Origin of the sequence: Burkholderia sp. WSM2232, from assembly GCF_000472545.1 — a bacterium.
Lineage (GTDB): Bacteria > Pseudomonadota > Gammaproteobacteria > Burkholderiales > Burkholderiaceae > Paraburkholderia.
This window is the reverse complement of sequence record NZ_AWZV01000017.1, coordinates 101,482-120,832: the sequence shown is the minus strand read 5'-3', so window position 1 is coordinate 120,832 and position 19,351 is coordinate 101,482. Positions and strand designations below refer to the sequence as shown.

The window sequence follows — 19,351 nt, the reverse complement described above, 5'->3', positions numbered from 1 at the left end:
CCGGGCGGCGCCAAACGAACAGAGGTCAATACATGTCGATTCTGATTAACAAAGACACCAAGGTCATCACGCAGGGCATCACCGGCAAGACCGGTCAGTTCCACACGCGTGCTTGCCGTGAATACGCAAACGGCCGCGAAGCCTACGTGGCAGGCGTGAACCCGAAGCGTGCCGGCGAAGACTTCGAAGGCATTCCGATCTACGCGAGCGTCGCGGAAGCCAAGGCTGAAACGGGCGCAACCGTGTCGGTGATCTACGTTCCGCCGGCAGGCGCTGCTGCTGCAATCTGGGAAGCGGTCGAAGCCGATCTGGATCTCGCGATCTGTATCACGGAAGGTATTCCCGTGCGCGACATGATCGAGATCAAGGACCGTATGCGTCGCGAAAACCGCAAGACGCTGCTGCTCGGACCGAACTGCCCGGGCACGATCACGCCGGACGAACTGAAGATCGGCATCATGCCGGGTCACATTCACCGCAAGGGCCGCATCGGCGTCGTGTCGCGTTCGGGCACGCTGACGTACGAAGCAGTCGGCCAGTTGACGGCGATCGGTCTCGGTCAGTCGTCGGCAGTCGGTATCGGCGGCGACCCGATCAACGGTCTGAAGCACATCGACGTGATGAAGATGTTCAACGACGATCCGGATACGGACGCCGTCATCATGATCGGCGAGATCGGCGGTCCGGACGAAGCGAATGCGGCGCACTGGATCAAGGACAACATGAAGAAGCCGGTGGTCGGCTTCATCGCCGGCGTTACGGCGCCTCCGGGCAAGCGCATGGGCCACGCCGGCGCGCTGATCTCGGGCGGTGCGGATACGGCTGAAGCCAAGCTGGAAATCATGGACGCCTGCGGCATCAAGGTCACGAAGAACCCGTCGGAAATGGCGCGTCTTCTGAAGGCGATGTTGTAAATCGAAACTGGCGCCCAGTTGCGGCGCCTTTTTTGATACGCTTACGAGATCCTTTCGTTAGCGTGCGGCTCAAAGCGGGGGAGTGAAACACTCCTCCGCTTTTTTATTGGCCGCGCCTCCTGTTTCTTCTTATTCTTTCGCTCATGCTCGAGTTCCTCGCCACGCTCCACTGGGGCGCAGTCTTCCAGATTATTGTCATCGACATCCTGCTCGGTGGCGACAACGCCGTCGTGATCGCGCTCGCCTGCCGCAACCTGCCGCCTGCGCAGCGCACCAAGGGCGTGCTGTGGGGCACGGCAGGGGCGATTCTGCTGCGCGTCATCCTGATTGCGTTCGCGGTCGCGTTGCTCGACGTGCCCTTGCTGAAATTCGCGGGCGGGCTGCTGCTGCTGTGGATCGGCGTGCGTCTGATGGCGCCGGCGCACGACGCGCATGAGAACGTGAAGCCTGCCGACAAGCTGGTCTCGGCGATCAAAACGATCATCGTCGCGGATGCCGTCATGAGTCTAGACAACGTGATCGCGATCGCGGGCGCGGCCGAGGCCGCCGACCCGGAGCATCGCCTTGCGCTGGTGATCTTCGGTCTGGTAGTGAGCATTCCGCTGATCGTGTGGGGCAGCCAGCTCGTACTCAAGCTGCTGGACCGTTTCCCTATCGTCATCACGTTGGGCGCAGCACTGCTTGGCTGGATCGCGGGCGGGCTGATCGTCAACGATCCTGCCGGCGACCGCTGGCCGGTCCTCGACACGCCGCTCGCCGAATATGGGATGAGCGTTGCAGGCGCGCTCTTCGTCGTAATCCTTGGCTATGTGATCAAGCGCCGCAACGCACGGTCCGCGGCGGCCTGAAGCCGGGCAGAGCATGAGTTTTGAGACCTCGACGTTAGCCATCTGGCTGACTGTCTGATACGAGCGTCGCTCGCTACGATGCAAGCGCCTGTTCCCGATTCGCGGAGCAGGCGCTTTTCGTTTCAGGAGCCTGCTGATGATCGTTACCTTGCCCTCTTCCCCTTATTCGCACGCCGCCCGGGCGCACTTGCGGCCTGCGCGAACGCGCTGGTCCGCGAGATTCGCGCGAGCGTGTCGCCGTGTCGGCTCGCGCCTCGGTTTCGGCTTCACGCTTATCGAGCTGATGATCGTGCTGGCTATTGTGGGCGTGATTGCCGCCTATGCGATTCCCGCGTACCAGGACTATCTTGCGCGCAGCCGCGTGGGCGAGGGCCTGTCGCTCGCGGCCTCGGCGAGACTCGCCGTTTCGGAAAACGCAGCGAGCGGCAACGCGTTCGGCGGAGGCTACGCGTCGCCGCCGGCCACCCGCAACGTGGAATCAGTTCGTATCGACGACGACAGCGGCCAGATCACTGTCGCCTTTACGACGCGTGTTGCGCCGGCCGGTTCCAACACAATCACGCTCGTGCCGTCGGTGCCTGACAACATCGATGCGCCCACGGCGCGCGTCGCATTGACGAAGGGCTCGGTCCAGGCGGGCGCGCTCGCGTGGGAATGCTTCGCTGGCGGCAAGACCGCGTCGTCGTTGCCTGCGCCAGGTGCGGGGCCGACTCCCGCGCAGGCGCCCACGCTGCCCTCGAACCTCGCGCCGCCGGAGTGTCGCGCGTGACGCAGCTGACGAAACTGACGCTGCGTCATGTGCGTGATCTGCGCGACATGCGCGACATGAGTGACGCGCGTGACCAGCGCGATCCTGGGTGACGTGCGTCGTCTGGGGCACACGCGCGACATGCGGGACATGTGGGACATGCGAGACATGTGGGACGTGCAGGACATGCGGGACATGCGCCACACGCGCCACACGCGCCGCACGCGCCGCACGCGCCGCACGCGCCGCACATGCGACACGCGCCAGAAGCTAACGATTCGCGCGTAAATCGATGATTTTCGGGATATTTCAGGCCAGCCGGCGCACAGAAGAAGGAATTTTTTGTATAGTGCGCCGGTTGCTGACGCCCACCCGCTTACTCGATGCCCACACCTTTCGCGCGCTACCTTTCTCTCGTTCTGTTGGCTCTCGCGTTGGTGCTGCCTTATGCAGTCGTCAACCACACGTACCCGATTCCAACGTTCTACGCCGAATTCACAGCCCTCGCGCTGTACCTGCTGATGGGCGCCGGCGTGGTCCTGCTGGTGGCGGGCTCGCAGCCTCGCGTGGCTTTTGCTTCGCCTGTGGTGGCACTTGTGCCGTTGCTGTTCGGCCTGCTGCTGGTCGCGCAATCGGTATTGCTGCCGGTCTCGCAGCCGTCGATGAACTGGCTCGGCGGCGGTTTCCTGCTGGCCGCCTTCATGGCGACGCATGCGGGCTATGGCTTCGCGCGCGCAAAGCTCGGTGAAAACGCGTTGCGCTGGGCGGCTTGCGCACTCGTTGTTGGCGGATTGTTTGCGGTGTTCTGCCAGGTCATTCAGCTCTTTCATCTCGAGGCGCGCGTGTCGCCGCTCGTCGTCGCGTATAACGTGACGGTGGAGCGTCGGCCATTCGGCAACATGGCGCAGGCGAATCACCTCGCCACCTACATCGCGTTCGCGATGGCGGGCGCGCTGTACCTCGTGCAGACACGCCGGATCGCCGTCGCGATCTGGGCGCTCGCGTCGACCATTTTCGCGGTGGGGCTCGCGTTGACCGTTTCGCGTGGTCCGTGGCTGCAGATGGGCGTGATCGTCGTGGCCGGGTTCTGGATGGCGTTGGTACAAACGCGCGCCGAACCGCAGCTGCGCCGCAGCCATCGGCAATGGCTTATTCCGCTTGCGCTTGCGGTGCTGTTCTTCGTCGTCAATGCGCTGATTCGTTGGGCCAATGTGCGCTATCACCTCGAGCTCGGGCAGTCCGCGGCGGACCGCTTCAAGGACGCCGGCCAGATCGCGCCGCGGCTCGCGCTGTGGAAATACGGCTGGACGATGTTCCGCACGCATCCGCTGCTAGGTGTCGGCTGGGGCGAGTTTCCGAGCTATCAGTACCAGTTCGCGAAGACGCTCGGCGGCGTGGAGATCGCCAACAACTCGCACGACATTTTTATCGACCTGCTCGCGAAGACCGGTCTGATCGGCCTCGCGATCGTGCTGTTCGGCCTCGTTGCGTGGCTCGTGCGCGTCGTGCGTGCGCCGCAAAGCGCGGCCCGCGTGTTCGGCATTGCGCTGATTGGCGTGCTCGTCATGCATGCGCTCGTCGAATATCCACAGCAGTACATGTTCTTCCTGCTGCCTGCCATGTTTGTGTTCGGGTTGCTCGAGACACGTCCGCTGCGGCTCGTGCCCGCGCGGCTGTCATTCGGCGTGTTCGCTGCGATCGTGTTCGGCAGCATTGCCGCGCTGTATCCGGTGTATCGCGATTACGCGCGCGCGGAAGTGCTGTACTACGGCTCCCGGCCCGCTGAGCAATATCGCGCTGAACCGTCGTTCCTGTTCAGGGCATGGGGTGGGTACGGCATGGCAACGCTTTTGCCGATGAACTCGATGGACCTTCAACACAAGCTGGCAATGCACCGTCAGGCGATGGCGCTCCTGCCGGGCGAGACGGTGCTGCGTCGTTATGCGGTGCTACAGGCGTTAAGTGGCGACACGGCCGCCGCCTTCGATACCGTCGAGCGGCTGAAAATCTTCGCCGAGGAGCTGAAAGACTGGCCGTCGCAGTTGAGCTATCTGTATCAACTCTGCGATGAACAGAAAACGCTCGCAGGCTTCAAGGCCGAGCTGGTCAAGCGCTACGGCATGCCCTCGGGCGACGTCCAGGAAGACGACGAGGAGTAAGCCGCGCTTTTCGTAGAACCGAGCCGGCACCTGAAAGAGTGTGAGCGCGAGGAGTGTGACCGCCAGCGGTCACTGCGCCACCCAATCCCCCGACTTCCCGCCATGCTTTTCCATCACCTTCACATCGGTGATGGTCATGCCCCGATCCACCGCCTTGCACATGTCGTACACCGTCAGCAGCCCTACCTGCACGGCGGTGAGCGCTTCCATTTCGACTCCGGTTCTGCCTAGCGTTTCGACCTGCGCGGTGCAGTGCACGGCGGGCAGTTTGTCGTCCAGCTCGAAGTCCACCTTCACGCGTGTCAGCGCGAGCGGATGACACAGCGGAATCAGATCGGCCGTGCGCTTGGCGCCCTGAATCGCGGCAATGCGCGCGATGCCGATCACGTCGCCCTTTTTGGCGTTGCCGTCGCGAATCAGCACGAACGTTTCCGGCAGCATGCGGATCGAACCTCGCGCGATGGCAATGCGTTTGGTCTCCTGCTTGCCGCCGACGTCCACCATGTGCGCCTTGCCGGCAGCGTCGAAATGAGTGAGGTCAGGCATGGTTGGCTCCTTCAGAGGGCGCCTATCATAGCAGTGCGGTGCGGTGCGGTGCGGTGCGGCTATCGCTATGGCTACGGCTACGGCTACGCGGCTACGTGGCTACGCTGCTACACGGCTACACGGCTACACGGCTACACGGCTACGCGGCGCACCCGCGCACGCCTCACACGCGCGTTCACTGATTACAATTGCACCTTGTCCGCTATCTTATTGCGTTGATGAGAGCGGCGGGCATCGCTATCCGATTCCGTCACACGAACTCGCAATGCGTCCGAAACGGTTTCCTGCTGCGTTGCTGTGTATCGCGCTTGCGGTGCCGCCTGCTGCGTCGGCGCAGGCTCGCGCCGCCTCCGGTGCCGCGCCTGCCGCGCAGTCCGCGGAGCCGCCGCTCGTCAGCGGGCCGGTGGAGTCGTATGCGGATCCGCTGGTGCCACCCGACATCGCCCAAGGCGTGTTCGGCGTGTACGGCGGCGCGCAAAGCCGCTTTTCCGGCAACTTTGCGTTGAACCGTGGCGCCAGCAGTGGCAACGGCATTGACAACAGCGGTGGCAACGGCGGCTGGCGAGCGCCGATTACCGCGCAACAATTGCCCGACCTCGGCAGCGGCGGCGCCGGGACGCTGACGCCGCAAGCAGAGCGCAAACTCGGCGAACGCGTGATGCGCGAATTGCGCCGCGACCCCGACTATCTCGACGACTGGCTAGTGCGCGACTATCTGAACTCGGTCGCGGGGAAACTCGCGGCAGCGGCCAACGCGCTCTATATCGGCGGGTACCGGCCCGACTTCGACCTCTTTGCGGTGCGCGACCCGCAGATCAACGCGTTTTCGCTGCCCGGCGGTTTCATCGGCGTCAACACGGGGCTGATCGTCACCACGCAAACCGAATCCGAACTCGCGTCCGTGCTCGGCCACGAGATGGGCCACGTCCTGCAACGCCACATCTCGCGGATGATCACGACCGGCGAGCGCAGCGGCTATGCGGCCCTCGCCGGCATGCTGTTCGGCGTGCTCGCGGGCGTGCTCGCGCATAGCGGCGACCTGGGCAGTGCGATTGCGATAGGTGGCCAGGCCTATGCGGTAGACAACCAGCTGCGCTTTTCGCGTTCGGCCGAACACGAGGCGGACCGCGTCGGCTTTTTGCTGCTTGCGGGCGCGGGCTACGACCCGTACGCGATGACCACGTTCTTCGGCCGCCTTGACCGGGCGTCGATGAGCGACACCGGCATTCCGGCCTATGCGCGCACGCACCCGCTGACCGGCGAGCGGATTGCCGACATGGAAGACCGCGCGCGGCGCGCGCCTTACCGGCAACCGCATCAGGCGAGTGAATATGGCTTCGTGCGCGCGCGGGCTCGCCTGTTGCAGGACCGCTCGCGCAGCGAGTACGCCGACGAGATCTCGCGGCTGCGCTCGGAGATTGAGGACCGCACGGCGCCGAATGTGGCTGCGAACTGGTACGGCATCGCATATGGCCAGATGCTGCTCGAACGCTACGACGACGCGGCTCAGTCGCTTGCTGCGTCGCGTGCCGCGTTTTCGGCCGGTGCGCAGGCGGAAGGTGACGCCGCGCGCAGCTCGCCAAGTCTCGACGTGCTCGCCGCCGACATCGCACGCCGTGCCGGGCGCGACCAGGACGCCCTGCGTCTTGCCGAGTTCGCGCAGACACGCTGGCCGCAATCGAACGCCGCCATCGACATGCATATTCGCACCTTGCTGAGCCTGAAGCGTTTTGCCGAGGCGCAGGCGTTGGCCCAAAAAGAGACGCGGGCGCAGCCCGATCAGCCCGCATGGTGGCTGTACCTCGCGCAGGCGAGCGCCGGTTCGGGCGATGCGCTCACGCGTCATCGAGCGCTCGCCGAAAAGTTCGCGCTCGAAGGTGCGTGGCCCTCGGCGATCCGTCAATTGAAGGACGCGCGCGACATGAAGACGATCGGCTATTACGACCTTGCCACCGTCGACGCGAGGCTGCACGAAATGGAAAACCGCTACAAGGAAGAGCGGCTCGATGAAAAGAGCTAGCCGCGAACCGCCTCAGCACTGCGGCGCTGGGCGGCGACACCAGCATTGCTGCGCGAGCAGCGATTAACCCACTGCCGCAAGCGTTTTCGCGGAGAAGCTGCTTTCCCGCGGGACTCGCGCCTCACACGTTAGCCGCCGGGCTCCCGACAAAACCGAAGCGCGCCGCGACTGCTTCGCGCCGTATAGGCTGAAGCGGCAAGGTCGCGCCGCCATTCCAGTGAAGCTCGCCGCTCGCGGAATCGTCGGCGAGCGTCGTGTGATCGGCGAATACGTTCAGGTCGTGATCGTGCAACACGGCGATTCGCGGTGGCGCGCTTAGATCCGACGCTTCCGAAGCGCCGGCGGGACCCGAGGCGCCGGCGAACAGAATGTTGCCCTCGTCGTCGGCATAAACGGCCGAGGGTTCGAAACGGTTGCCCGCCTGATCTGTCAACGCGAGCGCGCCGCTCGCCTCGACCGACAAACGCACCACCCACGGCGTGTAGCCCAGTTCCACATACACCCGCTGCGGGCCGTTCTGGAAGAACCATTGCCCGCCCTCGTCACACTCGTAGTTGCGGTTGATGAAGCCGAGCAGCGCCTCGTGGCGGATCGGCACGCCCGGCGAGCCGCTCGCCTGCGCGGCTTCGTCGCGCATGCGCCACTGGCCGCGCCGGTCGAGCATCAGCCAGCCGGTGCAACTGGGAACGTTTGGCCATTTGGCCAAGGCCTGCTTGACGATGTCATCCATGATCGACGTGTTGCTCCAGAAAGCTCAACACGCGCCGCGACAGCCAGTCGATCCGGCCGGGAAACGGTCCGGTCATGAAGCCGGCGTGCCCGCCGTGCCTCGGCTGATCGAGTTCCACCGCCGCCGACACCTGATGCCGTGACGGCAACGCCCTTGCCGGCAGGAAGGGATCGTTGCGCGCATTCAGCACCAGCGTGGGCACCTCGATGTGCGGCAGCAAGGGGCGCGTGGTGGCCACGCTCCAGTACTCGTCGGTGTCGCGAAAGCCGTGCAGCGGCGCTGTGACCACGTTGTCGAACTCGTACATGGTACGGCTCGCGAGCATTGCATCGCGGTCAAAGAGGCCCGGGAATTGCGCCAGCTTCTGCCCGGCCTTGTGCTTGAGCGTCTTCAGGAAATTGCGCGTGTAAATCATGCCGAGGCCTTGCGACAACGCGTGGCCGCCGGCGTGCACATCGATGGGCGCGGAGATCACGGCGGCGCCGGCAACCACCGTCGCGGCGTCCTCGCGCCGCTCGCCGAGCCAGCGCAACAGCACGTTGCCCCCGAGCGACACGCCCGCGGCTACCAATGGCCCGCGATGCACCGCGCGCAGGCGCCGCAGGATCCAATCCACTTCGTTGCTGTCCGCGAGATGATAGAAGCGCGGCAGGCGATTGAGCTCGCCGCTGCAACTGCGAAAGTGCGGCACGACGCCGTGCCAGCCATAGTCGCGCGCGGCGGCCATCAGCGCGGATGCGTAATGCGAGGCGGAGCTGCCTTCCAGACCGTGAAACAGAACGAGCAACGGCGCGTCGGCGGCGGGAAGCTGGCGCCCGGCGTCGCCTGTCACGGCCGAGGCCGGCGGATTGTCGTGCCGGACCCAGTCGACGTCGATGAAGTCTCCGTCGGGTGTATCCCAGCGCTCACGGCGAAACGACACGGCCGGACGGCGGGCGAACAGCGACGGCACGATGGTCTGCACATGCCTGTTCGGCAACCACAGCGGCGCGCGGTAGAGCAGGTCTTTGGCGGCTGAGAGGCCCGCGTTGATGGTGGCGTCGATGGTGGACTGGATAGCGGCCTCGACACCGCCTGCGCCCGAAGTGGCGGCGTGCTCGGGTGTCGTTGGGCAACCTGAGTTGCTGCGGGGCGTGCTCATGCCGGTTCGAAAGCGAAATTCAGCGCGAAAGCGTTGGCGGCCCGCCGCGCGTCAGTGGAGCGACCCCTGGCCATGCCGCATCTTGGTCGCAAACTGGCTGGCGGCTTCATTGGGCATGGGGCTCGCGTGGATGTGCGCGATGCGCCATTCGCCGCGCTCGTGGACCATCACATACGTGGTGAACACCATGGCGGGCGCGGCTTTCGGGTCGACAGGCCGATGCGCTTCCGCGATTGCGTAGACGACGGTGCCGAGACTGTCGTAGACGCGAATATCGAGCGGTTCGATAGAGACCGGCGCCGCTTCGAACTGCACCTGCAAGCCCGCGCGGATGCTGTCGAGGCCGTGCAGGTGCGAGCCGTCGGCGCAGATGCAGCTCACGAACTCTTCGTCGATCCACAGGCCCATCAGGCTGTCGATATTGACCTCGGCGACGGCCTGGTAATAGGCGTTGAGGGTATCGGCGGCGGCTTCGAAGATGTGGGCAAAACGTGGCATGGCTCGTCAGTCTCTTGTGCGCGGCGCGCGGTTGCAAGGCAGCGGTGAGCGGGGCAGTCCGGAGCACCGGACAATTGCACCCGAGCGCCAGAATGCCCGCGCCGCAAGGCGCGAACATGACGCGACGCGCTCAGGGGCGTGCGGTGTTGCGTGCGAGTGTCGGGCGGCTCAGCGTTGCGCGAGCAACATGCCGCGTAAATCGCCGAAAACCTGCTCGGCGCTCAACTGCTTGAGGCAGTTCAGATGACCGAGCGGACACTCGCGCTGAAAACAGGGGCTGCATTCGAGATGAAGCCATTGTACCTTCGCAAGCTCCGACAGGGGCGGCGTGTGGCGCGGATCCGTGGAACCGTAGACGGCGACGAGTGGCCGGCGCAGCGCGGCGGCGACGTGCATGAGCCCCGAATCGTTCGTAACGACCGCATTGGCCCGCGAGATGAGCGCGCACGCTTCGCCAAGCGCAGTCTGTCCGCACAGGTTGCGCACGTTCGGCGCTTTCTCGGCGATGGCCTGCGCAAGCGGCGCGTCTTTCGGCGAGCCGAGCGCGACTATCTGCGTGTACGGGAACGACTGGCCGACCATTTGCGCGAGCGCGGCGAAATGCTCCGGCGGCCAGCGCTTGGCCGGGCCGTATTCGGCGCCGGGGCAGAACACCAGCAACGGCACGCGCGTGTCGAGGTTAAAACGCGCCGACACGCGCGACGCCTCGTTCAGGTCGGCGTCGAGCCGCGGCATCGGCAGGTCGTCGGGAATCTTCGCGCCGGGGGCGTAGGCGAGGGCGGCGTAATGGCCCACCATCGGCGCTCGCTCGTCCTTGCGAGGATTCGCGTGGCGCACGTTCAGGAGGCCGTAGCGGCTTTCGCCGGTATAGCCGATGCGCAGGCGAATGCCGGCCATCCACGGAATCAGCGCCGATTTCAGCGAGTTCGGCAGCACGTAGGCTGCGTCGTAGCCTACGTCGCGCAAGTCGCTCGCAAGTTGCCAGCGGCGCAGCATCTGCAGCTTGCCGTGCGCGAGGTCGGTGGCGTAGACGTCGCGGATCTCCGGCATGCGCTCGAGCACGGGGGCGACCCAGGAGGGCGCGACCGCGTCGATCGCGACGCGGGGATGCAGTTTCACGAGGCGCGCAAAAAGCGGCTGCGCCATCAATGCGTCACCGATCCAGTTCGGTGCGATAACCAACGCGCGACGCATCAGAGTGATTGTCCGGTGTCGAAACGAAGCGCCTCGCGCGTCATGCGCGGGGTGCCTCGGATAAATAAAAATAAAGGGAAAAGGGGCAACTCGCCGCTACGAACGCCGGCGAAAGCCCCTGACGACGGGCGAGGCAGCAATCGGCGCGACAGCCTGCGCTGCCGGCGAACGGCTCTCGCGTTCAGTGCGCGAGGTTCAGTGACCTTTGATCACTTCGCCGTCGCGCAGCTTGTAACGCGTGCTGCAGTAGGGGCAGCGTGCTTCGCCGTGCGAAACGTCGATAAAGACGCGCGGATGCGAACTCCAGCGCGGCATGGCGGGGTTCGGGCAGTACGCCGGGAGGTCCTTTGCCGTCAGTTCGACCAGCGGCATTTCCTTGATATCGCTCATGAGACTTTCTCGTTGTATGCAGGGTGCGTGCGGCGCAATGCGCGTTAAATCCTGGTCAGCCAGTGTGCGTACTTTTCGCTCTTGCCGTTCACGATGTCGAAGAACGCCGATTGCAGCTTCTCCGTGATCGGACCGCGGGCGCCGGAGCCGATCGTGCGGTTGTCCAGCTCGCGGATCGGCGTGACTTCGGCGGCGGTGCCGGTGAAGAACGCTTCGTCGCAGGTGTAGACCTCGTCGCGCGTGATGCGCTTTTCGATCACGGGGATGCCCATGTCGCGTGCGAGCGTGATGACCGTGTCGCGCGTGATGCCGTCGAGGCACGACGACAGGTCGGGCGTGTACAGCTTGCCGTTGTTCACGAGGAAGAAGTTTTCGCCCGAGCCTTCTGACACGTAGCCGTCCACGTCGAGCAGCAGCGCTTCGTCGTAGCCGTCGGCGATAGCTTCCTGGTTCGCAAGAATCGAGTTCACGTACCAGCCCGACGCCTTGGCGCGGACCATGGACACGTTCACATGATGCCGGGTGAACGACGACGTCTTCACGCGAATGCCCTTGGCGATGCCGTCTTCACCGAGGTAAGCGCCCCACGGCCACGCGGCAATCGCCACATGGATGGTGTTGCCCTTGGCCGACACGCCGAGCTTTTCGGAGCCGACCCAGATGATCGGGCGCAGATAGCACGACTCGAGCTTGTTCTCGCGGACCACTTCGCGCTGCGCGGCGGCGAGCGTTTCGTGGTCGAACGGCACGTCCATCTGGAAAATCTTGGCCGAGTTCAGAAGGCGCTTGGTGTGTTCCTGCAAGCGGAAAATCGCGGTGCCGCCGTCGGCCGTCTTGTAGGCGCGCACGCCTTCGAAAACGCCCATGCCGTAATGCAGCGTGTGGGTCAGCACATGGATCTTGGCATCGCGCCAGTCGATCAGCTTGCCATCCATCCAGATCTTGCCGTCGCGGTCGGCCATTGACATACGGTTCTCCAGCAGGTGCGTGTTGGTTGAGACCCCAAGCCCGTGGACGCGCGAGGCGCCGGGCGCGCGGAAAGCCGATGCGTTGGAAATTTCCGAGGGGGTGCAGCGAAGAGCGTTATTTTAGCGTCATTTGCACACGAAACGGGCATCGGGACGCATGTCGGGCGCTATAATTCGGCGCACGCATAATTCGTATCCGGATGCGCCAGCGCGTGCTCGACGAGCTGGCGCCGATTTTCCCCATTTTCCCACCGCGGCCCTCGGCGCCCGCGCTTTCCGCCTCATGCTCGCTCGCCTGTCAGATATCGATCGCCGTGCCTTCCGTGAGGGCGCCCGCGACTATTCGCCTACTCTCATGGCGATCTGCTCGTGGGGCCTCGTCACCGGCGTGGCGATGAGCAAGTCGGTGCTCACGCTGCCGCAGGCGCTCGCGATGTCGCTGCTGTGCTACGCCGGCTCGTCGCAACTGGCGGTACTGCCGTTGCTCGCCGCCAAGCTGCCGGTCTGGACGGTGCTTCTCACGGCCACCATGGTCAATTTGCGCTTCGTGATCTTCAGCGTGGGCCTCGCTCCGCATTTTTCGTATCTGTCGATGTGGCGGCGGGTTGCGCTCGGCTACTTCAACGGCGACGTGATCTATCTGCTGTTCGTGAAGAAGAATTTCGCGACTGGTTACGTGCCGGGCAAGGAGGCGTACTTCTGGGGCATGGCGGTGTGCAGCTGGCTGTCGTGGCAGGTGGCGTCCATTGCGGGCATCCTGCTCGCCAGCCTGATTCCGGACAACTGGGGGCTCGGGCTCGCCGGCACGCTCGCGCTTCTGCCGATCATGGTGGCGGCTATCGCCACGCGCTCCACGCTAGTGGCGGTGTGCATCGCGGGAATCGTGGCGCTGCTCGCGTTCGACCTGCCGTACCGGCTCGGGCTGCCGCTCGCGGTGATCGCCGCGATTCTCGCGGGCAGCGCCGCGGACCTGATGGCCGAGCGTGCCGACTTGCGCCGCCTGCGCAGTCGCGCGGGAGATCCGCAATGACCTCTGTGGAAGTCTGGCTTGCCATTCTCGGCATGACCTTCGTCACCGCCGTGACGCGCGCGATGTTTCTAATCGGCGGCGAGCGCACGGTTTTGCCGGGCCGCGTGCAGCGCATGCTGCGCTATGCGCCCGCTGCGGCGCTTGCCGCGGTGGTCTTGCCGGACGTGCTGGGTACGCCCGAGGGTCTCTCGTTCGCGCCGTCGAATCACGAGTTCTATGCAACGCTCGCGGGCCTCGCGTGGTTTTTGTGGCGCCGCACCATGCTAGGCACCATCATTGTCGGGATGGTCGTGTTCACACTGTTGCGCCTCCTGGCGTGAGCGACAGCGGCTGTTATGCCGCGTTGCAGCATAGGCCGCGCGGCATTCGAATACGGGAGATTCGCCGGCGTGCGGGTCAGAAGGCAGTTCGGATCAGTTAAAATGCCGCTTTCCGGGATGAGCGCGCCGATGCGTGGCGCCCGCGCCGCGGGCCTGCCGACGGCCTCCCGCTTCGCGGAGCCGCCTTGGCCGACGCGCTGCAGTTCAGCGCGCTCAAAGCCGCGTGCGCCGTCCGCCACCGCCTTCTCATCAACTCGCCCACAAACGCCCATGAACAAGGTATTGCGTCTCTCCGATCTGATCGCCGAAGGCAAGCTGTCCGGCAAACGAGTGTTCATCCGCGCCGATCTGAACGTGCCGCAGGACGATCAAGGCAACATCACCGAAGACACCCGCATCCGCGCCTCGGTGCCGGCCGTCAAGGCCGCACTCGAGGCGGGCGCTGCCGTGATGGTTACGTCGCATCTGGGCCGTCCGACCGAAGGCGATTTCAAACCCGAAGACTCGCTCGCGCCGGTCGCGAAGCGCTTCGCGGAACTGCTGGGGCGTGACGTGCCGCTCGTCGCCAACTGGGTGGAAAACGGCGTGAACGTCGCGCCGGGGCAGGTCGTGCTGCTGGAAAACTGCCGCGTGAACAAGGGTGAAAAGAAGGATTCCGACGAGCTCGCGCAAAAAATGGCGAAGCTCTGCGACATCTACGTGAACGACGCGTTCGGCACCGCGCACCGCGCCGAAGCCACCACCCACGGCATCGCCAAGTATGCGCCGGTGGCGTGCGCCGGTCCGCTGCTCGCGGCGGAGCTCGAAGCGCTCGGCAAGGCGCTCGGCGCGCCGAAGCGCCCGCTGGTCGCGATCGTCGCCGGGTCGAAGGTGTCGACCAAGCTGACCATCCTGAAGTCGCTGGCCGAGAAGGTGGACCAGCTGATCGTGGGCGGCGGCATCGCCAATACGTTCATGCTGGCCGCGGGTCTGAAGATCGGCAAATCGCTGGCCGAAGCCGATCTGGTGAACGAAGCCAAAGCCATTATCGACGCAGCGAAGGCGCGCGGCGCCTCGGTGCCCATCCCCACCGACGTGGTCACGGCGAAGGAGTTCTCGCCGACCGCCAAGGCCGAAGTGAAGGCCGTCGCCGACGTCGAGGACGATGACATGATCCTCGACATCGGACCGGAAACCGCAAAGACGCTCGCCGCACAACTGGAAAAAGCCGGCACCGTGGTGTGGAACGGCCCGGTCGGCGTGTTCGAATTCGACCAGTTCGGCAACGGCACGAAAACGCTGGCCGACGCGATCGCAAGGTCGTCCGCGTTCTCGATTGCGGGCGGCGGCGATACCCTCGCTGCCATCGCCAAGTACGGCATCCACGACAAGGTCAGCTATATCTCGACGGGCGGCGGCGCCTTCCTCGAGTTCCTCGAAGGCAAGAAGCTGCCGGCCGTCGAAGTTCTGGAATCGCGGGCTTAACGTGGCGACGCGCTCCCCAACGGCGAAGTCCGCAAAAGCGAACGGTCAGAGCGGCAAGCCGCGCGACACCGCGGCAGCGACGGCAGGGGAGCGCACGGCGCGCTCTGGCGAGGCCGCCGCTGCTACAGCCACTGCCGCGGCCACGGCAGCCAGGGAGTCCGAGCTTGCCAGCACGGTTGCCGCCGCGCTGGCCACCTCGCTGGCGGGGGCGGCACAAGCTCCGCCGCCAGCAACAGATTCAGAAGTAACCGAGGCGCCTGCCGCCTCCGTGGAGTCGACCGCCGCGGAAGGTTCGGCGGCATCGTCCAGCATTGCAGTGGACGAAGCCGCCGCGCCCTCTGCGGAACTCCCGGAGGCGGAAGTCGCCCTCGCCACCCCGCCGGCGCTTCGCGTGCCGGTGTCGAACACCGCTTCACCCCATAAAGCGACGCTGGTTTCAACCGGCGCGCAGCCCCCGGCACCATCTTTCGGTGCGCAGCCTCCGCATCCGACTCGCAGCGCTCTTTCCAGCGATCCCATCCAGACGAGGAGACTCATGCATCGCGCCACCAAGATTGTCGCTACCATCGGACCGGCTTCCAGCACGCCGGAGATCCTGCTGCAAATGATTCAGGCAGGCGCCGACGTGGTGCGGCTCAATTTCTCGCATGGCACCGCGGACGACCACCGCCAGCGCGCCGAGTTCGTGCGCGAGGCGGCTCGCCAGGCGGGCCGTGAGGTCGCCATCATGGCGGACCTGCAAGGCCCGAAGATCCGGGTCGGCAAATTCGAGAACGGCAAGGTCACGCTCAACTCGGGTGAGCCGTTCATCCTCGACGCCGACTGCGAGCTCGGCAACCAGGAGCGCGCGGGCCTCGACTACAAGGACCTGCCGCGCGACCTGAAGCCGGGCGACGTGCTGCTGCTTAACGACGGCCTGATCGTGCTGAACGTGCAGCGCGTGATTGGCAACGAGATCCATACGATCGTGAAGATCGGCGGCGACCTGTCGAACAACAAGGGCATCAACCGCCAGGGCGGCGGTCTGTCAGCGCCCGCGCTGACCGCCAAGGACATGGAAGACATCCGCACGGCAATGTCGCTCGGCGTCGATTTCGTCGCGGTATCGTTTCCGAAGAACGCTACCGACATGGAAATGGCGCGTCAACTGGCGAACATCGCCGGCGCACCGTACGGCATCAAGCCGAAGATGATCGCCAAGATCGAGCGCGCGGAAGCCATTCCGGCGCTGCAAGGCATTCTCGACGCGTCGGACGGCATCATGGTCGCGCGCGGCGATCTCGCGGTGGAGGTGGGGAATGCCGCAGTCCCCGCGTTGCAAAAGCGCATGATTCGTATGGCGCGCGAGTCGAACAAGTTCGTGATTACCGCGACGCAGATGATGGAGTCGATGATCTATGCGCCCGTACCCACGCGCGCGGAAGTCTCCGACGTCGCCAACGCGGTGTTGGACGGCACGGACGCGGTGATGCTGTCGGCGGAATCGGCGGCGGGCAAGTACCCGGTGCAGACCATCGAAACAATGGCGGCCATCTGTATCGAGGCGGAAAAGTCGGAGCAGTCGGAGCTGGACAAGGATTTCCTCGACCGCACGTTTACGCGCATCGACCAGTCCATCGCGATGGGCGCGCTTTTCACCGCCTTCCACCTCGGCGCGAAGGCGATCGTGGCGTTGACCGAATCCGGCTCGACCGCGCTGTGGATGTCGCGTCACTGGACGCACGTGCCGATCTTCGCGCTCACGCCGCGGGTCGGCAGCGAGCGGGCCATGGCGCTGTACCGCAACGTGACTTCGCTGCATCTGGACACCAACACCGACCGCGACACGGCGTTGCAACAGGCGTTGGAGACAGTGGTCAGCAAGGGCTATGCGTCGCGCGGCGACATGGTGGTGCTGACCGTCGGCGAGCCGATGGGCCAGGCCGGCGGCACGAATACGCTGAAGATCGTACGGGTCGGCGAGCCGTATTGATCTGCGGCACTGCTCGACTGGCACAGGCTTGATCGAGCGAAGCAGGCTGTCGTACCCGGCGATTGCGCGTCGCTGCGCATCGACGATTGCAGCGGGGCAGAACGTCCTGCGTTGCGCGCGTTGGCAAGAGCGCCAACGGGTATGCGGCTTGCTTCGCGACGAGATCGCCCAGAAGATGCCAGCGGCACAAGAATTCGTTTCAATCTAAGGAGTTACAGCATGCCTCTCGTATCAATGCGTCAACTGCTGGACCATGCCGCTGAAAACGGCTACGGCCTTCCGGCATTCAACGTGAACAACCTGGAGCAGGTGCAGGCGATCATGGCCGCGGCCGACAAGGTCAACGCACCGGTCATCATGCAGGCTTCGGCCGGCGCGCGTAAGTACGCGGGCGAAGCGTTCCTGCGCCATCTGATCGAAGCGGCGGTCGAGTCGTATCCGCACATTCCGGTCGTGATGCACCAGGACCACGGCCAGTCGCCGGCGGTGTGCATGGCGGCGATCCGCAGCGGCTTCACCAGCGTGATGATGGACGGCTCGCTGGAAGCAGACGGCAAGACCGTCGCGTCGTACGAATACAACGTGGAGGTGTCGCGCAAGGTCGTGGAAGCCGCGCACTCGATCGGCGTCACGGTGGAAGCGGAGCTGGGCGTGCTCGGTTCGCTGGAAACCATGAAGGGCGACAAGGAAGACGGCCACGGCGCGGAAGGCACGATGACCCGCGAACAGCTGCTGACCGACCCGGAACAGGCCGCCGACTTCGTCAAGCTCACGCAGTGCGACGCGCTGGCCATCGCGATCGGCACGTCCCACGGCGCATACAAGTTCAGCAAGAAGCCCACGGGCGACATCCTGTCGATCCAGCGCATCAAGGAAATTCACCAGCGCATTCCGAACACGCACCTGGTGATGCACGGATCTTCGTCGGTGCCGCAGGAACTGCTCGCGGAAATCCGCGAGTTCGGCGGCGACATGAAGGAAACCTACGGCGTGCCGGTCGAGGAAATTCAGGAAGGCATCAAGCACGGCGTGCGCAAGGTCAATATCGACACGGACCTGCGCCTTGCGATCACCGGCGCGATCCGCCGTTATATGGCGACCAATCCGTCGAAGTTCGATCCGCGCGACTACCTGAAGCCGGCGCGCGAAGCCGCCATGAAGATCTGTATCGAGCGCTACACGCAATTCGGCTGCGAAGGCCAGGCCGGCAAGATCAAGCCGGTTTCGCTTGATAAAATTGCGGAGAAGTACAAGTCGGGCGAACTCGCGCAAGTGGTCCGCTAAGCGGTACTTGCGTCGACGTTTGGCTCCGCACCTGGCCGTCCGGCCAGGTTGTCGTCAGATCGCCGTTCCCGCATCATCCGGGGAACGGCGTTTCCCTTTTGTTCCGGTCACACTTTTTGCCTCATTTTTAGCGAACCACGACGATGTCTACCCTCTACGAATCCACGCTCCGCTCGCTGCCGCTGCTCGGCCGCGGTAAAGTCCGCGACAACTACGCAGTGGGCAACGACCAGTTGCTGATCGTCACGACCGACCGTCTGTCGGCGTTCGACGTGATCATGGGCGAGCCGATTCCGAACAAGGGACGCGTGCTCAACGAGATGGCGAACTTCTGGTTCGAGAAGCTCAAGCACGTGGTGCCGAATCACCTGACGGGCGTGGCGCCCGAGTCGGTCGTGGCGGCGGACGAAGTCGAGCAGGTCAAGGGCCGTGCGGTGGTGGTCAAGCGCCTCGAGCCGATTCTCGTCGAAGCGGTGGTGCGCGGTTATCTCGCCGGCAGCGGCTGGAAAGACTACCAGGCGACCGGTTCGGTGTGCGGCGTGCAACTGCCGCCGGGTCTGCAGAACGCACAAAAGCTGCCGGAGCCGATTTTCACGCCGGCGGCCAAGGCCGAAATGGGCCACCACGACGAGAACATCACGTACGACGAGATGGAGCGCCGCATCGGCACAGAACTGTCGGCCACGATCCGCGACATCTCTATCCGGCTCTACAAGGAAGCGGCGGATTATGCCGCCACGCGCGGCATCATCATCGCGGATACCAAGTTCGAGTTCGGTCTGGACAACCACGGCAAGCTGTATCTGATGGACGAGGCGCTGACCGCCGACTCGTCCCGCTTCTGGCCGGCCGATCAGTATCAGGTGGGCACCAATCCGCCGTCGTTCGACAAGCAGTTCGTGCGCGACTGGCTTGAAACGCAGGACTGGGCGAAAGAGCCGCCCGCGCCGAAGCTGCCGGACGACGTGGTGCAAAAGACGGGCGAGAAGTATCAGGAAGCGCTCGAACGTCTGACCGGGCACAAGCTCGCCTGATTCAAACCGCGAACCGCAAGCCGCAAAACAGCCGGCCTTGAACCGTCGGCTGCAACAGCCAATTGCAACAGAAAGCTGCAGGACAGCCAGT

The 19,351-nt window shown here is 64.7% G+C and carries 19 protein-coding genes; 12 read left to right on the top strand and 7 right to left on the bottom strand.

Annotated elements, in window-relative coordinates:
* The first annotated feature begins 32 nt into the window (after window positions 1-32).
* The 5 genes from sucD (at window position 33) to F757_RS0117370 (ending at window position 4,669) form a co-directional block, all read left to right on the top strand.
* Window positions 33-914 carry a succinate--CoA ligase subunit alpha gene (gene sucD, locus F757_RS0117390; protein ID WP_013090441.1) on the top strand — a complete coding sequence of 294 codons (882 nt, stop codon included), beginning with the start codon at window positions 33-35 and terminating at the stop codon, window positions 912-914.
* A 143-nt stretch (window positions 915-1,057) separates the two neighbouring features.
* Window positions 1,058-1,762, top strand: coding sequence for a TerC family protein (locus F757_RS0117385; RefSeq protein WP_013340409.1), 705 nt, complete (start codon window positions 1,058-1,060; stop codon window positions 1,760-1,762).
* A 136-nt stretch (window positions 1,763-1,898) separates the two neighbouring features.
* Window positions 1,899-2,531: a pilin gene (locus F757_RS0117380; RefSeq protein ID WP_027212504.1), complete on the top strand. Its 633-nt coding sequence runs from the start codon at window positions 1,899-1,901 to the stop codon at window positions 2,529-2,531.
* Between the two features lie 69 nt (window positions 2,532-2,600).
* On the top strand, window positions 2,601-2,798 hold the full coding sequence (locus F757_RS35840) for a hypothetical protein (protein ID WP_156923658.1): 198 nt from the start codon (window positions 2,601-2,603) through the stop codon (window positions 2,796-2,798).
* A gap of 95 nt (window positions 2,799-2,893) precedes the next feature.
* Complete coding sequence (locus F757_RS0117370; RefSeq protein WP_027212502.1) at window positions 2,894-4,669, top strand: PglL family O-oligosaccharyltransferase; 1,776 nt, start codon at window positions 2,894-2,896, stop codon at window positions 4,667-4,669.
* A 69-nt stretch (window positions 4,670-4,738) separates the two neighbouring features.
* Here the strand turns inward: F757_RS0117370 and moaC are convergent, their stop codons facing one another.
* Window positions 4,739-5,215 carry a cyclic pyranopterin monophosphate synthase MoaC gene (moaC, locus tag F757_RS0117365; protein ID WP_027212501.1) on the bottom strand — a complete coding sequence of 159 codons (477 nt, stop codon included), beginning with the start codon at window positions 5,213-5,215 and terminating at the stop codon, window positions 4,739-4,741.
* Window positions 5,216-5,480: 265 nt separating this feature from the next.
* On the opposite strand from moaC, the gene F757_RS0117360 reads away from it, so the two are divergent.
* Complete coding sequence (locus tag F757_RS0117360) at window positions 5,481-7,235, top strand: M48 family metalloprotease (protein WP_027212500.1); 1,755 nt, start codon at window positions 5,481-5,483, stop codon at window positions 7,233-7,235.
* 121 nt (window positions 7,236-7,356) lie between these two features.
* Here the strand turns inward: F757_RS0117360 and F757_RS0117355 are convergent, their stop codons facing one another.
* From F757_RS0117355 to F757_RS0117330, 6 genes are all read right to left on the bottom strand, one after another.
* Window positions 7,357-7,965 carry a DUF2946 family protein gene (locus F757_RS0117355; protein ID WP_027212499.1) on the bottom strand — a complete coding sequence of 203 codons (609 nt, stop codon included), beginning with the start codon at window positions 7,963-7,965 and terminating at the stop codon, window positions 7,357-7,359.
* Window positions 7,958-9,106, bottom strand: a complete 1,149-nt coding sequence (locus F757_RS0117350) for a YheT family hydrolase (RefSeq protein WP_027212498.1) — start codon at window positions 9,104-9,106, stop codon at window positions 7,958-7,960. The genes F757_RS0117355 and F757_RS0117350 overlap by 8 nt, the downstream gene beginning before the upstream one ends.
* Window positions 9,107-9,157: 51 nt before the next feature.
* The gene (locus tag F757_RS0117345) at window positions 9,158-9,604 is read right to left on the bottom strand and encodes a nuclear transport factor 2 family protein (RefSeq protein WP_013340402.1); all 447 of its coding nucleotides are present in this window, start codon (window positions 9,602-9,604) and stop codon (window positions 9,158-9,160) included.
* 168 nt (window positions 9,605-9,772) lie between these two features.
* Window positions 9,773-10,798, bottom strand: a complete 1,026-nt coding sequence (gene waaF / locus F757_RS0117340; protein WP_027212497.1) for a lipopolysaccharide heptosyltransferase II — start codon at window positions 10,796-10,798, stop codon at window positions 9,773-9,775.
* A gap of 195 nt (window positions 10,799-10,993) precedes the next feature.
* Window positions 10,994-11,188: a zinc-finger domain-containing protein gene (locus tag F757_RS0117335; RefSeq protein ID WP_013340400.1), complete on the bottom strand. Its 195-nt coding sequence runs from the start codon at window positions 11,186-11,188 to the stop codon at window positions 10,994-10,996.
* Between the two features lie 44 nt (window positions 11,189-11,232).
* A complete protein-coding gene (locus F757_RS0117330) occupies window positions 11,233-12,156 on the bottom strand; it encodes a branched-chain amino acid transaminase (protein ID WP_027212496.1) in 924 nt (307 codons plus the stop codon).
* A gap of 283 nt (window positions 12,157-12,439) precedes the next feature.
* Between F757_RS0117330 and F757_RS0117325 the strand changes: the two genes are divergently transcribed.
* From F757_RS0117325 to F757_RS0117290, 6 genes are all read left to right on the top strand, one after another.
* Complete coding sequence (locus tag F757_RS0117325) at window positions 12,440-13,186, top strand: AzlC family ABC transporter permease (protein WP_027212495.1); 747 nt, start codon at window positions 12,440-12,442, stop codon at window positions 13,184-13,186.
* A complete protein-coding gene (locus F757_RS0117320) occupies window positions 13,183-13,506 on the top strand; it encodes an AzlD domain-containing protein (protein WP_027212494.1) in 324 nt (107 codons plus the stop codon). The genes F757_RS0117325 and F757_RS0117320 overlap by 4 nt, the downstream gene beginning before the upstream one ends.
* A 270-nt stretch (window positions 13,507-13,776) precedes the next feature.
* Complete coding sequence (locus F757_RS0117315; protein WP_027212493.1) at window positions 13,777-14,970, top strand: phosphoglycerate kinase; 1,194 nt, start codon at window positions 13,777-13,779, stop codon at window positions 14,968-14,970.
* Between the two features lie 535 nt (window positions 14,971-15,505).
* Window positions 15,506-16,942 (top strand): pyruvate kinase, encoded by a 1,437-nt coding sequence (gene pyk / locus F757_RS0117305; protein ID WP_027212491.1) that lies wholly within the window; start codon window positions 15,506-15,508, stop codon window positions 16,940-16,942.
* Between the two features lie 219 nt (window positions 16,943-17,161).
* Window positions 17,162-18,226 (top strand): class II fructose-bisphosphate aldolase, encoded by a 1,065-nt coding sequence (gene fba / locus F757_RS0117295; protein WP_013340394.1) that lies wholly within the window; start codon window positions 17,162-17,164, stop codon window positions 18,224-18,226.
* Between the two features lie 143 nt (window positions 18,227-18,369).
* Window positions 18,370-19,260 (top strand): phosphoribosylaminoimidazolesuccinocarboxamide synthase, encoded by an 891-nt coding sequence (locus F757_RS0117290; protein ID WP_013340393.1) that lies wholly within the window; start codon window positions 18,370-18,372, stop codon window positions 19,258-19,260.
* Window positions 19,261-19,351 lie beyond the last annotated feature (91 nt).